This is a genomic window from Acinetobacter sp. V110_1 (assembly GCF_031798975.1).
Taxonomy (GTDB): Bacteria; Pseudomonadota; Gammaproteobacteria; order Pseudomonadales; family Moraxellaceae; genus Acinetobacter; species Acinetobacter nosocomialis_A.
On record NZ_JAVQNN010000030.1, the window covers coordinates 624,947 to 638,880 of the forward strand.

At 36.7% G+C, this 13,934-nt stretch carries 15 protein-coding genes; 12 read left to right on the plus strand and 3 right to left on the minus strand.

Annotation, left to right across the window (positions count from 1 at the left end; translation table 11 throughout):
- Window positions 1-102: 102 nt before the first annotated feature.
- The 3 genes from fba to RMA95_RS13915 form a co-directional block, all read right to left on the minus strand.
- Window positions 103-1,140: a class II fructose-bisphosphate aldolase gene (fba, locus tag RMA95_RS13905; RefSeq protein ID WP_002121428.1), complete on the minus strand. Its 1,038-nt coding sequence runs from the start codon at window positions 1,138-1,140 to the stop codon at window positions 103-105.
- A gap of 121 nt (window positions 1,141-1,261) precedes the next feature.
- Complete coding sequence (locus RMA95_RS13910) at window positions 1,262-1,504, minus strand: hypothetical protein (protein WP_263613579.1); 243 nt, start codon at window positions 1,502-1,504, stop codon at window positions 1,262-1,264.
- Between the two features lie 121 nt (window positions 1,505-1,625).
- Window positions 1,626-2,813 carry a phosphoglycerate kinase gene (locus tag RMA95_RS13915; RefSeq protein ID WP_311071352.1) on the minus strand — a complete coding sequence of 396 codons (1,188 nt, stop codon included), beginning with the start codon at window positions 2,811-2,813 and terminating at the stop codon, window positions 1,626-1,628.
- A 138-nt stretch (window positions 2,814-2,951) separates the two neighbouring features.
- Between RMA95_RS13915 and RMA95_RS13920 the strand changes: the two genes are divergently transcribed.
- The 12 genes from RMA95_RS13920 (at window position 2,952) to gcvH (ending at window position 13,891) form a co-directional block, all read left to right on the plus strand.
- Window positions 2,952-3,335: a DUF2237 family protein gene (locus tag RMA95_RS13920; RefSeq protein WP_002050020.1), complete on the plus strand. Its 384-nt coding sequence runs from the start codon at window positions 2,952-2,954 to the stop codon at window positions 3,333-3,335.
- Window positions 3,335-3,928, plus strand: coding sequence for a Maf family protein (locus tag RMA95_RS13925; protein ID WP_311071353.1), 594 nt, complete (start codon window positions 3,335-3,337; stop codon window positions 3,926-3,928). The genes RMA95_RS13920 and RMA95_RS13925 overlap by 1 nt, the downstream gene beginning before the upstream one ends.
- A gap of 30 nt (window positions 3,929-3,958) precedes the next feature.
- Entirely contained in the window at window positions 3,959-5,122 is a 1,164-nt protein-coding gene (locus RMA95_RS13930; RefSeq protein ID WP_311071355.1) for a cupin domain-containing protein, read from the plus strand.
- Between the two features lie 361 nt (window positions 5,123-5,483).
- A complete protein-coding gene (locus RMA95_RS13935) occupies window positions 5,484-6,050 on the plus strand; it encodes a TetR/AcrR family transcriptional regulator (RefSeq protein WP_311071357.1) in 567 nt (188 codons plus the stop codon).
- Window positions 6,051-6,526: 476 nt separating this feature from the next.
- The gene (locus RMA95_RS13940) at window positions 6,527-6,835 is read left to right on the plus strand and encodes a metalloregulator ArsR/SmtB family transcription factor (protein WP_263613574.1); all 309 of its coding nucleotides are present in this window, start codon (window positions 6,527-6,529) and stop codon (window positions 6,833-6,835) included.
- A 418-nt stretch (window positions 6,836-7,253) separates the two neighbouring features.
- The gene (gene sstT, locus RMA95_RS13945; RefSeq protein ID WP_311071359.1) at window positions 7,254-8,456 is read left to right on the plus strand and encodes a serine/threonine transporter SstT; all 1,203 of its coding nucleotides are present in this window, start codon (window positions 7,254-7,256) and stop codon (window positions 8,454-8,456) included.
- Between the two features lie 5 nt (window positions 8,457-8,461).
- Window positions 8,462-9,142: a YoaK family protein gene (locus RMA95_RS13950; protein ID WP_200001960.1), complete on the plus strand. Its 681-nt coding sequence runs from the start codon at window positions 8,462-8,464 to the stop codon at window positions 9,140-9,142.
- 3 nt (window positions 9,143-9,145) lie between these two features.
- Entirely contained in the window at window positions 9,146-9,682 is a 537-nt protein-coding gene (locus tag RMA95_RS13955; protein WP_263613572.1) for a DUF2058 domain-containing protein, read from the plus strand.
- 374 nt (window positions 9,683-10,056) lie between these two features.
- Window positions 10,057-11,904 (plus strand): ABC transporter ATP-binding protein, encoded by a 1,848-nt coding sequence (locus RMA95_RS13960; protein ID WP_311071361.1) that lies wholly within the window; start codon window positions 10,057-10,059, stop codon window positions 11,902-11,904.
- Window positions 11,904-12,344 (plus strand): MaoC family dehydratase, encoded by a 441-nt coding sequence (locus tag RMA95_RS13965; RefSeq protein WP_000966086.1) that lies wholly within the window; start codon window positions 11,904-11,906, stop codon window positions 12,342-12,344. The genes RMA95_RS13960 and RMA95_RS13965 overlap by 1 nt, the downstream gene beginning before the upstream one ends.
- A gap of 108 nt (window positions 12,345-12,452) precedes the next feature.
- Window positions 12,453-13,478: an AraC family transcriptional regulator gene (locus RMA95_RS13970; protein ID WP_263613570.1), complete on the plus strand. Its 1,026-nt coding sequence runs from the start codon at window positions 12,453-12,455 to the stop codon at window positions 13,476-13,478.
- A 38-nt stretch (window positions 13,479-13,516) separates the two neighbouring features.
- Entirely contained in the window at window positions 13,517-13,891 is a 375-nt protein-coding gene (gene gcvH / locus RMA95_RS13975) for a glycine cleavage system protein GcvH (RefSeq protein ID WP_077164031.1), read from the plus strand.
- Window positions 13,892-13,934 lie beyond the last annotated feature (43 nt).

A 13,934-nucleotide genomic window follows, 5' to 3' on the forward strand; every position in this document is an offset into this window, starting at 1 on the left:
TAAAACCTGTGTTTATCACAGGTTTTTTTACGAATAAAATCTGGCTAATAAAAAACCGGTTATTTACATAACCGGTTTCTATAAATCAAACCCTAACGGGAATTATTTATAACGATCAACCATTTTCTCTAAAGAAATTGGGCGGATCTTATCAGCATTTCCAGCTGTACCAAATGCTTCATAACGATCAATACAAATTTGCTTCATTGAATCTACAGTTTTAGCAAAGTATTTACGTGGATCAAATTCAGCTGGGTTTTCAGCCATAAACTGACGAATTGCACCAGTAGATGCTAAACGTAAGTCTGTATCGATATTGATCTTACGTACACCATGTTTAATTGCTTCTACAAGCTGTTCAACAGGTACACCATAAGTCTCTTTAATATCACCACCGAACTCATTGATTACTTTCAACCATTCTTGTGGTACAGAGCTTGAACCGTGCATAACAAGGTGAGTATTTGGTAATGCCGCATGAATTTCTTTAATACGGTCAATTGCCAAGATATCGCCTGTAGGTGGACGAGTGAATTTGTAAGCACCATGTGAAGTACCCACAGCAATCGCTAATGCATCTACATTGGTATCAGCAACAAATTGAGTCGCTTCTTCAACAGAAGTAAGAAGTTGTGAGTGATCAAGTACACCTTCAGCACCAACACCGTCTTCTTCGCCTGCCATACCGGTTTCAAGGCTACCTAAACAGCCAATCTCACCTTCAACAGAAACACCACATGCATGTGCCAAAGCAACAACATTACGAGTTACATCAACATTGTATTCATAAGATGTAGGTGTTTTACCATCTGTACCTAATGAACCGTCCATCATTACAGAGCTAAAACCAAGCTGAATTGAACGTTGACAGATATCAGGGCTTGTACCATGGTCTTGGTGCATTACCACTGGAATGTGCGGCCATTCTTCAATTGCAGCCAAAATAAGATGGCGCAAGAATGGAGCGCCTGCATATTTGCGAGCTCCAGCTGATGCCTGAACAATTACAGGTGAATTGGTTGCATCCGCGGCAAGCATAATTGCACGCATTTGTTCTAAGTTATTTACGTTAAATGCTGGTACGCCGTAGTTATGTTCTGCAGCGTGATCCAAGAGCTGGCGCATTGAAATGAGTGCCATAATATCCTCCCAGGTAGTGCGGCTTATTCTACCTTGTCATTTATTTCAATTCAGCAACAAATCACAGTATTTCAAAAAAAATCCCTGCATTTGCAGGGACTTTTTAACAAAATACAACAAATTAATGAGTTTCTGAAGCAGCCGGCTCACTAGACGCGCCACCTTCAACCACATCGGTATTCTTTTCATCTAAAACTGGCTTATCAAGCGAATCAATTGTAGCTTGCTGTTCAGGAGTTACTTTATCAGCAACTGCTGTAGAAGCAGCATCTTGCCCTGCTTTAGAAGACTCTTCTTTTTTAGCACAAGCAGTCAACATCACTGGAACAATTAACAAAGCAGCTAAGGTAAGTTTTAAATTCATCACTATTTTCCACAATTGGTGATTTAGTGCTCATTATTTTATTTCAGAAATATGACAATTTAATGACTTATCCATGAAAAAGGGGTTGAACCCAACCCCTTCTTATTTTTACATATATGTATTATGCACGTTCTAATAAAACTGCAACTGCCGGCAAAGTTTTACCTTCAACAAACTCAAGGAATGCACCACCACCAGTTGAAATATAGCCAATTTGGTCAGCAACATCATATTTATCAATCGCAGCTAGAGTATCGCCACCGCCAGCAATCGAGAATGCGTCAGATTGAGCAACTGCAAGAGAAAGTGCTTTAGTACCTTCACCAAATTGATCAACTTCAAATACGCCAACAGGACCATTCCAAAGAATCGTTTTTGATGTTGTTAAAATATTTGCAAATGCTTTAGCTGTTTCAGGACCAACATCTAAAATCATGTCATTTGCTGTTACATCTTCAACTTTTTTAACAACTGCTTGTGCTGCTGCTAAAGAACCTAAGAAATCTTCAAAATTAATTTGAGATGCATCAGCAACAATAACATCTGTAGGAAGTGGAACACTTACTTTAGCAGCGATTTGTTTTGCCGTTTCAATCAAGTCAGCTTCGTATAAAGATTTACCAACGTTGTAACCTGCAGCTGCGAGGAAAGTATTTGCAATACCACCACCAACAATAAGTTGATCGCAAATAGTAGACAATGAGTTTAAGACATCAAGTTTTGTTGAAACTTTAGAGCCAGCAACAATAGCCACCATTGGTTTTTCAGGTGTTTGCATTGCACGGCCAAGTGCGTCTAATTCAGCAGCTAATAATGGACCAGCAGCTGCAATAGGAGCAAAACGTGCCACGCCTTCTGTAGAAGCTTCTGCACGGTGAGCAGTACCGAATGCATCCATCACAAATACATCACATAAAGCAGCATACTTTTGTGCAAGCTCCGGATTATTTTTCTTTTCACCCGCATTAAAACGAACATTTTCAAGCAAAACTACTTGGCCTGCTTGAACTTCTACACCATCAAGATAATCAGTAAATAATTTAACTTCTTGGCCTAGTGCTTCAGTTAAATATGCTGCAACTGGTGCAAGCGACTGCTCAGGCTTTGGTTCACCTTCAACAGGACGACCTAAATGCGAAAATACCATTACAGCAGCGCCTTTTTCTAAAGCAGCTTTTATTGTTGGAAGTGCTGCACGTAAACGAGCATCGCTGGTAATCACACCATTTTTAACAGGAACGTTTAAATCTTCACGAATAAGTACACGTTTACCTGCTAAGTTAAGGTCAGTCATACGCTGAAAATTCATGTAAAGCTCTCTTTATGATTTTAAAAACGCGCCAATTTTAAATGATTACATCAAAAAAGGTTAGTTTTTTTGCATAAAAGCTGTAGAAAGCCAAAGTTTTGATTATGATAGAGGTAGTAATTTAATATTTCATCCATTATGTCTATTCATCCAGATCCACAAATCAATCGTTTAAATGTTTTAGGTGAACCTTTAGCAAGCTGCTGTTTTGACCCTATTACGGGTTATTTTCGAAATGGTTTTTGCCATACAGCTGTAACAGATCTTGGGCAACATACCGTATGTGCTCAAATGACATCTGACTTTTTAAATTTTTCGCAAAAAGTTGGCAACGATCTCATTACGCCTCTACCTGAAGCTGGTTTTCCAGGTCTACAACCAGGTGACTTCTGGTGCATTTGCGTAACTCGTTGGGTAGAAGCATATCAAGCTGGTCAAGCACCACCTGTCAAACTTCATGCCTGCCATCAAGCAGTATTAAGCTATGTCCCATTAGATGTATTAATGGAATATGCAGTGTAATGAAACACCCCCAAATTATTTTGGCATCGAGTAGTCAAACACGTAAGGATTTGATGAATCGTTTGGGAATCGAATATATCTGTATTAGTCCAGATATTGATGAGAGTCCTCGTGGTGAGACTCATGCTGATGATTTAGCGAAAAGACTAGCATTTACTAAAGCTCAGGTGATTGCTCAGAAAAATCCTCAAGCGATTGTAATTGGATCAGATCAAGTCGCATGGCGAGAACATGCACCTCATGATTTTATTGGCAAACCATTAACGATTGAAAATGCTAAAGCCCAGTTAGCAGCAAACTCAGCCAGAACAGTTTTTTTTAGTACAGCCTTAAGCGTCCAATGTCTTGAAAAAAACTTTGAACATACTCTAGTTGAACATTATCAAGTTAAATTTCGCAATTTAACTCGTCTTGAAATCGAGAGATATGTCGATTTAGACCAACCCCTTCATTGTGCTGGAAGTTTTAAGTGTGAAAGTCTTGGCATTAGTCTATTTGAGAAAATGATAGGCCAAGATCAAACCACCCTAATGGGTTTACCCATGATTCAACTTTGTCAGATTCTAAGACAGCTTGAACTTCAAATTCCTTAATATTTTTTAGCTTATTTATAGGTTATCTCTATGACAGAACCTTTAACCGTTCTAGGCGGCATTACTGCTGAACAGTTTTTAACAGAATATTGGCAGAAAAAACCATTACTTGTGCGTAATGCCATGCCTGAAATCATTGGCATGTTGGAGCCAAATGATGTGAGAGAGTTCGCTTTAGAAGATCATGTTAGTGCGCGTCTTATCCGTCAGAAAGACAAAAATCCAAATGAATGGCATGTAAAGTCCTCTCCTCTAACCAAAGGTGACTTTCAAAAATTACCAAAGTTATGGACACTCTTGGTACAAGCGGTTGATCATTACTCATTTGATTTAGCGGGTTTATGGAAGAAATTTCCTTTCATTCCCCAATGGCGTCGTGATGACATCATGGTTTCTTATGCCCCTAAAGGCGGTTCAGTTGGAAAACATTTTGACTTTTATGATGTATTTCTTGTTCAAGGACATGGCCACCGTCGTTGGCAATTAGGCCAAATGTGTGATGCAAGCACTGAACTTGTTCCTAATCAACCATTAAAGCTATTGCCAGAAATCGATGTTCATTTTGATGAAGTTTTAGCACCTGGTGACTTATTATATGTCCCACCAGGATTATCACATTATGGCGTTGCCGAAGATGATTGTTTAACTTTCTCATTTGGTTTCCGTATGCCTAATGTTTCAGGCATGATCGATAGAATTAGCGATCAATTTGCGACTGATGAATTACTACAGAATCCAGTTGTAGATATTGCTAGAAAGAACCTTCCTCAAGTTGGTGAAATTAATAAAGAAGAATTGGCTTATTTAAGAGACTTAGTTTTAGCTCAGTTGCAAAACTCATCAGTACTTGATGCTGCCATCATGGCGTATATGACTGAGCCTAAATATCCAGATAACATTCCTGAACCAGACGAAATCGAAATTGAAGATCTCAATGCTATTTTGTCAGAAGGTTATGAACTATTGCTTGAACCAGCTTCTCGTCTACTTTATACAGAACAAAATGGTGCTTTAAAGTTTTGGGGTAATGGAGAAGATTTACCAATTGTGGAATCTTTTGCCACTCAACTCAAAGCAATTGCAGATGGAGAAAGCATCCCTTTCAACTACCAGCTGAGCAGTTTAGATATTTTAGAGAATATTGTTCAATTATTGAATGATTCAATTCTTATGTTACTGCCACCTGCAGAATAATATCGCCTAAATACATTAAAAGGAGGAATTTATAAAATTTCTCCTTTTTTCTTTTATAAATACATGCTTAAATATACCATTCTTTAAATCTATTTTATGGCTGTATGTCTATGGTATAAATTTATTTTTCTACATCAAAAAATTATCTAGTTAATACGTCTGATTAAGACATAGAAATTTTTTCAATAAATATAAAATTCACATCTAGAGCATTATGCTTTGAACTTCTATTGCTTTTAAAAAACCCATTTTTTCCTATCAATAACAATCAATACAATGTAAAATTGTGCGTTCGTGCTTTTTATTTATACACTCGACCATTTAGGCTAAGAGCAATTTTTTTGTGTGAGGCTACTAAAATATGTCAAAAAAAGATGACATCATTACCACTGCTTTAAGACTTTTTAACTCATATAGTTATAACTCTATAGGGGTTGATCGTATCATCAGTGAGTCTGGTGTAGCAAAAATGACATTTTATAAATACTTCCCTTCAAAAGAGAAACTTATTGAAGAGTGTTTATTATTAAGAAACTCACTTTTACAGAATTCTCTGACTGCTGCTATATCTAAAGAAGATGAAAACGACCCGTTGAGTCGTATCAAAGCAATTTTCTTATGGTATTCAGATTGGTTTAATAGCGAAGACTTTAATGGCTGTATGTTTCAAAAAGCTTTAGAAGAAGTATTAAAACAATACCCTTCAACACATCAACCAGCGACTTTATATAAAATATGGTTAACGCAACTCATGCAAGACCTTCTCGTCCAGCATGAAATTAAAGAGTCTCGTCCTCTGGCATTGTTATTAGTCAATATATTAGAAGGCATGACCATTCAAGCTCAGGTCGAACATGGCTCAGTAAAAATTTATGACTATTGGAAGCGTGTAGAGAAACTTATTGAATTTGAAAAAGTTGCACACTAAAAAATAAAGCGTGATATTATTCTTCTTATATTGTTGAATCTTCTTCTTATTCATCACGCTGCGTCTGAAAGTCATTCTAGTCTAGAGTTAGACGTTTTTTTTGGACTATACATCCCAAACTAGAATATACAGACCTGTCTGTACAGGATCGATTATATCCTTAAAAAGTAAAAATTCAATCTTTTTTTATTCCCCTTTTAAACATAAATCAGAATTAACTATTGATAGAGCAAAAAAGAGGATTTATTTTCTTTGACATTGTTTCATTTATACTTAACAATTACGCTTCTCACACAATGCAACACTTTTGACACAAAACAACTACAAATTATTGTTATACCTTAATAATGCTATATATTTATCAATTACACTTATAAACCTTTTCAACAAAAACAATTGGATTGATTAGTTTTGCTACATTCATTTTCATAAGATCAATCTATACTATGCCGGCCATATTGATATAGGTATAAAGTATGAAAGATGGACTCCAAATTGAAGAAATGAAAAATGCGGCTGATTCAGTCGTAGGAACATTAAAGTCTTTAGCTAACACTGACCGTTTATTAATTTTATGTCACTTAGCTCATGAGGAGTTGAATGTCTCTCAAATCGAAGAGAAAACACAAATCACCCAACCCACCCTTTCACAACAATTGATGATGCTACGTAAAAGTGATGTCGTTTCAACACGTCGTGATGGCAAACAAATTTTCTACTCCATAAAGGATGATAAGATGCACTCCATTTTAAATACGCTTTATCAGTTATACTGTATAGAATAACTGCGCTGAACTTATAAAATTATAATAATATTAATGTATTCCTGAAATATGCGATTTTTCAACTTGGTAGCTGGTAATGATCCAAGCAAAGAGGACTGAAAATTCGCGTAGTTTTTCTAACATTCAAATCTATTGAAAACAAAAATAATCTCTCTATTTCTTTTTATATCTCCCTTAACTCGTCTTAACCCTCAATAATTAAGTTTACTTATTTCCATTATTGTCTGTAATATAAGCAAAACATTATTTTAATTACTCTAGCATTCAAATTTTACTATTTTAAAAACAAATACTTAATATTACCATTTTTTATAAATATGATTAGTGAGTATAAAAAAGCTTAAGATTCACATCACTTAAGTATAAAATACTCCGCTTGTTCAACCTTTAGCCACGAATAGGTTAATAAGGCCTTTATATGCTTGAATTCTTTTCTCGATTAAGCTTAGTCACCAAAATTATTATCGCCATTATTTTAGGGATAGGCGTTGCTCTCTTATTTCCAAACGTTACGCCCTACCTAAGCTTGTTTGGTGAACTGTTCATTAAAGCATTGAAATCGGTTGCCCCTATTTTAGTCTTTGTCCTAGTTCTCTCATCGATTGCCAACTTTCAGGTTGGTCACAGTGCAAATTTACGTCCAGTCTTACTATTATATGTAGTAGGTATGTTATTAGCCGCTTTTAGTGCTGTTGTAGCAAGCTTATCTTTTCCAAGCACCTTATTTCTCAATACTGTTTCGCATAACAACTTACAAGCGCCAGGTAGTCTCGCTGATATATTAAAAAACTTGCTTTTAAGTTTTATTGCAAACCCAGTACAAGCGATTAGCGAAGCAAACTTTATTGGTATTCTTGCATGGGCGATTGGTCTCGGTTTAGCAATGCGCCACAGCTCAGATACCACTAAACAAGTGATGCATGATGTTTCACATGCAGTGAGCGCGATTATTCATAAAGTGATTGCATTTGCTCCGGTGGGTATTTTTGGTTTAGTGGCAGTAACTTTTGCCGATGCTGGTTTAGCAACGCTTGAAAGCTATGCACAATTATTAGCTGTTCTACTAGGAACAATGCTTTTTGTTGCCCTTGTAGTTAATCCAATTTTGGTGGGTTTAACAATTCGTGGTAACCCATACCCACTTGTTTTTAAATGCTTAAAAGAAAGTGGTATTACCGCATTCTTCACCCGCAGCTCAGCAGCTAACATTCCAGTTAATCTCGATTTAGCTGAACGTTTAGGTGTTAACCCATCTACTGCAAGCGTTTCTATTCCTTTAGGTGCTACTGTTAACATGGCTGGTGCAGCTGTTACGATTACTGTGCTTACCTTGGCAACTGTCCATACTTTAGGAATTCATGTTGATTTAGCAACTATGATTATTTTATCTGTAGTCGCTACAGTTTCGGCATGTGGAGCATCTGGGGTTGCAGGTGGTTCATTACTTTTAATTCCAGTCGCTTGTAGTTTATTTGGTATTTCATCAGAAATTGCGATGCAAGTTGTTGCAGTGGGTATGATTATTAGTGTATTACAAGATTCAACGGAAACGGCTCTTAACTCATCTACCGATGTTTTATTTACAGCCGCAGTTGATATTCGCTCAAAACAAAAATCTTAGAGAACATGCCATTTCAACGTTTACCAAACTGGTTCCAAGTTGGTGCCTTTTTACTGGCTATAAATGCCGGAATGATTAATGTATTAGGGCTAATCACCCTTTTACATCAGTCAGTTTCGCATATGACAGGTAATGTCAGTATGCTAGCTATGAGTTTGGTAAACTGGCAATTTGAACACATCATATATTTAGTACTTGTTATACTGTGTTACGTATGTGGATCATTTTATAGCGGCTTTATTTTAGGTAATAGCCATTTTAAATTAGGCCGTCGATATGGCCTTCCTTTAAGCCTCGTTGCTCTCTTCATTTTCCTTTGCTGGTTATTACTGCCTTATTTTCCTAAATATGGATTATTATGGGCCTGTGTCGCTATGGGGTTACAAAATGCCATGGTTAGCCATTATAAAGGAACCATTATCAGAACCACTCATTTATCGGGTGTCTTAACAGACCTTGGTCTTGCGCTTGGTTATATGGCACGTGGTTTAAAAGTTGAAAACCGTCGTATAATTTTACATCTACTTATTTTTTCAGGTTTTCTTATTGGTGGTATAATTGCTGCTTCAGTTCACCCCTACTTAAAATTGCAATCATTTTTGCTTCCAGCAATTTTAAGCCTAACTCTCAGTATTTCGTATTGGGCCGTTTATTTTCATAGTTCTTCCTCTTCAGATTCGGATTAAGTCATGGTTAAAAATGCCTTACAAGCTCAGTTACTCAAAGCCGGTTTAGTTGACAATAAAAAAGCAAAAAAACTCACCAAGCAAGCTCAGCATGAACAGCGTACTGGTCAAAGTAATGAAGCAGAAATCAAAGCAAATATTGAAAAAGCTCAAAAAGAGAAGCAAGCAAAAGACCAAGCTTTGAATCTAGAAAAGCAACAGCAACTCGAAGAAAAAGCATTAAAGGCTTCAATCATTCAAATGATTAAGCAACATAAAATTGCAGATTTTGCTGGAGATGTTGCATATCAATTTATTGATGAAAATAAAATTAAAAAAGTATACCTATCTCAGCAAGTCTACAACGCACTTGTAACAGGTAGTTTAGTCATTGCAAAAGATCAAGATCAATACGCGTATCTTCCAAAGGCTTTGGCTGAAAAAATTGATCAAAAAATGCAAGGCTTTATTTTAATTAATAATGCAGAGAAAAATGAACAAACTACTGACGAAGAAGATCCATATGCAGCATATGTAATTCCAGATGACTTAATGTGGTAATTATTATGAGAGCCTTTATCAATATGAGATAAAGGCTCATGCTGCTTAGAGTAAATATCAATATTTTATCATTTATTAAAAAATATTATAAAAATTACATTCTGGCCAAATTCATTCACCACTTCATCTATTATTATCGATATAATGAATGAAACATTTTTTGTCTTTACCATGCCTTTTAGGCTTTTCCCGATTCCAAATTTATGTCTTGTCTAAATCATGTCAGTTTTAGCCAAAGATATACAACATAGACTTTGACGTGTATCCACACACCCAACAGATCAACATCTTTATCGAGTTTGATCTAAATGACTTTATTGCAAATTAAATTGCGAAATTTTAATAAAGTAGCTGATGTATAAAGGTAGTCATTCATGCTGAAGTGGTTTGAAAAACTTGTAGATCCTTATCCAACCAAAGGTCTGGATGAGCCCTTACCAACTCGCTTTTTCCCATTTGTTTGGCAAGCTACTGAGGGTGTACGCCCATACTTATTATTACTGATTATTTGTACAGCTGGTGCGGCTAGCTTTGAAGCCTTACTTTTTTCAAAAATTGGACAATTAGTAGATTGGCTTAGTAATAGCCAACCTGAAAGTTTTTTAAGCCAGCATGCATCAAATATCCTTATTTTAATTAGTGTTTTATTCGCCAATATTTTATTTGTTAATATTCAATCTGTTATAAAACACCAAATTTTATATAGTACTTTCCCAATGCGCTTACGCTGGCGCTTCCACAACCTTTTATTAAAGCAAAGCCTAGACTTTTTCCATAATGATTTTGCGGGACGCCTTTCAGCAAAGGTCATGCAAACAGCATTAGCTATACGCGAGTTTTGGATAATTTTGGGTGATATGTTGGCTTACGTCAGCATTTACTTTATTACCGTTAGTATTGTTCTGGGTGCGATTTCACCAACTTTACTTATTCCCCTTATGGTTTGGTTAGGACTATTTTTATTAAGTGCTTGGTTCTTTATTCCACGTTTAAGCAAAGTTTCACAGCAACAAGCTGACGCTCGTGCCGTGATGACTGGTCGTGTAACCGATGCTTATACAAATATTCAAACAGTTAAACTATTTGCCCATGCTGGTCGTGAAAGCCAGTATGCAAAAGCATCAATGAAAGAGTTTATGTCAACAGTCTATGCGCAAATGCGTTTAGGTACTCTTTTTGAAGTCAGCATTAATTTACTCTCTGCTGTTTTATTTGTAGGTGTAATTGGTACTGCAGTCTGGCTATGGACGCAAGGCTTAGCAGCATTAGGTGTAATTGCGGCGACTACCGCCATGATTTTAAAACTGAATAGCATGGCTGAGTTTATGATGTGGCATATGTCAGCTTTATTTGAGAATGTTGGGACCATTCAAGATGGTATGCAAACTCTTGGTAAGAAAATCAATATTCAAGACAAACCAGATGCAAAACCACTTGCAGTAAAGCAAGGTGAAATCGTATTTAAAGATGTTACCTTTGCCTATAACAATAAAAATGTTATTGATCATTTTAACCTACATATTAAAGCAGGTGAAAAGATTGGTATCGTTGGCCGTTCAGGTGCAGGAAAATCTACCCTCATTCAATTACTTTTACACTTTTACCATCTTAAAGAAGGTGCAATTTTAATTGATGGGCAAAATATTGAAGATGTTACACAAGATAGTTTGAGAGCGAATATTGCTTTAGTTACTCAAGATACTTCTCTACTACATCGCTCAGTTGCTGAAAATATTAAATATGGCCGCCCGGATGCAACTGATCTGGACATGCAAAGTGCTGTGCATAAAGCAAAGGCAGCCGAGTTTATTCCCCAACTTGTCGACTTAAAAGGCCGTTCTGGCTATGACGCACAGGTTGGTGAGCGTGGTGTTAAACTTTCAGGCGGTCAAAGACAACGTATCGCTATTGCACGTGTTTTCTTAAAAGATGCACCAATTTTAATATTAGATGAAGCAACAAGTGCATTAGACTCAGAAGTTGAAGCAGCTATTCAGTCTAGTTTAAATGACCTGATGGTAGATAAAACAGTTATTGCAATTGCTCACCGTTTGTCTACCATTGCTCAAATGGACCGTTTAATTGTTCTTGATGAAGGTAAAATTGCAGAGCAAGGCACCCATGAAGAATTAATTGCCAAAGATGGTATATATGCACAATTATGGAAACGTCAAACTGGCGGTTTTCTTATTGAGCAAAAAGTAGTACAGGTTCAAGATTAATGCTTTATTTAGAAGATTTAAAAATTGGTGATCGTTTTATCAGTCGTGAATATGAAATTACACTAGATGAAATCAAACAATTTGCAAGCCACTATGACCCTCAGCCTTTCCATACAGATGAAGAGCTAGCCAAAGAAGATCCCATTTTTAAAGGTATTGCTGCCAGTGGATGGCACACCTCTGCAATTACGATGCGCTTATGGACTGAATGTATGCCAATTCATGGTGGACTAGTGGGTTCGGAGTCTAGTCTACGTTGGCCTCGCCCAACCCGCCCAGGTGACCGCATTCATGTTGAAGCTGAAATTTCCGCGATTACACCATCCAAAACAAAATTGGATCGTGGTATTGTAAGTTACGTTACGCAAGCCTTAAATCAGCATGGGGATGTTTTACTTATTTCAACGACAAAAATCGTTGTCTTTAAAAAGAATGTTTAACGAATCGTTGATATGATTGTCTAACAGTTTTTATAAACTCAAATTATATTTCATGACAAGATGTGTAAGAAATGCACGTAGAAAATTGATGAGAGCAACGGAACGCATATGAAAATTACCTCAGCTCGTCAAGATCAAGGTATTCCAGGAGTCTATGGCTTATTGCTATTAGATGTTGTTTCACGTTGGGGATACAACGATGAAACATTATTTGCCCCTTTTCATCTTACGAGTGAGCAATTAGCCGATCCTGAATATCGTATTTCAACACCTGTAGCAAATGAGCTGGTTAAACATGCCTTAAATCTCACTGGTGAAAGTACATTGGGTTTCCATATTGGCACTCAAATGCGTATTTCAATTCATGGGTTTATTGGCTACGCGATAATGACAGCAAAAGATATTACCGAAGCGATTGCTCTTGCTGCTCGTTTTATCCAGTTACGCTTACCCTTTTTACAACTTTATTTTTCTACATTCGGTCCCAAAGCCACATTACAATTACAGTGTGATATTGAGTTAGAACCACTTCGTACCGAAATTGTTTTAGGCTTAACCATTGGCATCATGACAATGGCAAAAGCAATGACAGGTATCGAAGATTTAGCAGGTGATGTCGACCTAGATTTTCCAGAACCAGCAGGTTTTGATAAATATAAGAACAAACTCAGCAGTACTATTCGCTTTAATCAACCTCATTTAATTTCTAGTTTTGATAAAAAATATTTAGGTCTTAAATTAATTAATTCAGACCCAATCGCCAGTCAAATTGCCATTAACCAATGTGAAGCTGAACTATCTGCTTTGGGTGAACGCCGCCGTTTGGCAATGCGCGTACGTGATATTTTAAGTAATTCTGAACAACATTACTTAAGCATAGAAAATGTAGCAGAATACCTACATATGTCAGATCGTACTTTAAAACGACAGTTGGCAGCTGAAGGGACTTCATTTTCAACATTAGTAGATGAAGTCCGATATCGTCATGCGACTTCTTTACTTTCACGTACAGATTATAGCCTTGAACAAATTGCAGATGAACTTGGTTACTCCGATGTCGCAAATTTCAGCCGTGCATTCAAACGCTGGAGTGGCCGTAGTCCGAGTAACTGGCGCAAAGACCCCTATTTATAATGTTATTAAAATATTGGACACAAGCTTAAGGAGTTGTCATGAACCACCCTTCAGAATTGAAGTATGCACGTACACATGAGTGGGTAAAAATTGAAGGTGATCTTGTTATTACAGGAATTACCGACCATGCACAAGATGAACTTGGAGACTTGGTCTATGTTGAGACTCCTGAAGTTGGCAGCAAAGTAACAGCTGGGGAACAAGCTGGAGTAGTTGAATCAGTTAAGACTGCTTCTGATATCCACGCTCCTGTTTCTGGTACTGTAGTGGAAGTAAATACAGACCTTGAAGATGATCCAGATTTTGTAAATGAAGACCCATACGGGAAAGGCTGGATTTATAAAATCAAGCCAGACAACATGGCAGATGTTGAAAAACTTTTAACAAATGCAGAATATGAAGCAGGCTTATAAAAGATAGCATCGCTTTCAATATTTAATAAAAACCAGTTTACTT

Bases quoted from the DNA above. Each gene is read 5' to 3' on its own strand.
- fba (WP_002121428.1), bottom strand. From the start codon at position 1,140: ATGGCACTCATTTCAATGCGCCAGCTCTTGGATCACGCTGCAGAACAT.
- RMA95_RS13940 (WP_263613574.1), top strand. From the start codon at position 6,527: ATGAAAGATGGACTCCAAATTGAAGAAATGAAAAATGCGGCTGATTCA.
- RMA95_RS13935 (WP_311071357.1), top strand. From the start codon at position 5,484: ATGTCAAAAAAAGATGACATCATTACCACTGCTTTAAGACTTTTTAAC.
- sstT (WP_311071359.1), top strand. From the start codon at position 7,254: ATGCTTGAATTCTTTTCTCGATTAAGCTTAGTCACCAAAATTATTATC.
- RMA95_RS13965 (WP_000966086.1), top strand. From the start codon at position 11,904: ATGCTTTATTTAGAAGATTTAAAAATTGGTGATCGTTTTATCAGTCGT.
- RMA95_RS13930 (WP_311071355.1), top strand. From the start codon at position 3,959: ATGACAGAACCTTTAACCGTTCTAGGCGGCATTACTGCTGAACAGTTT.
- RMA95_RS13910 (WP_263613579.1), bottom strand. From the start codon at position 1,504: ATGAATTTAAAACTTACCTTAGCTGCTTTGTTAATTGTTCCAGTGATG.
- RMA95_RS13920 (WP_002050020.1), top strand. From the start codon at position 2,952: ATGTCTATTCATCCAGATCCACAAATCAATCGTTTAAATGTTTTAGGT.
- RMA95_RS13925 (WP_311071353.1), top strand. From the start codon at position 3,335: ATGAAACACCCCCAAATTATTTTGGCATCGAGTAGTCAAACACGTAAG.
- gcvH (WP_077164031.1), top strand. From the start codon at position 13,517: ATGAACCACCCTTCAGAATTGAAGTATGCACGTACACATGAGTGGGTA.
- RMA95_RS13970 (WP_263613570.1), top strand. From the start codon at position 12,453: ATGAAAATTACCTCAGCTCGTCAAGATCAAGGTATTCCAGGAGTCTAT.
- RMA95_RS13915 (WP_311071352.1), bottom strand. From the start codon at position 2,813: ATGAATTTTCAGCGTATGACTGACCTTAACTTAGCAGGTAAACGTGTA.
- RMA95_RS13960 (WP_311071361.1), top strand. From the start codon at position 10,057: ATGCTGAAGTGGTTTGAAAAACTTGTAGATCCTTATCCAACCAAAGGT.
- RMA95_RS13950 (WP_200001960.1), top strand. From the start codon at position 8,462: ATGCCATTTCAACGTTTACCAAACTGGTTCCAAGTTGGTGCCTTTTTA.
- RMA95_RS13955 (WP_263613572.1), top strand. From the start codon at position 9,146: ATGGTTAAAAATGCCTTACAAGCTCAGTTACTCAAAGCCGGTTTAGTT.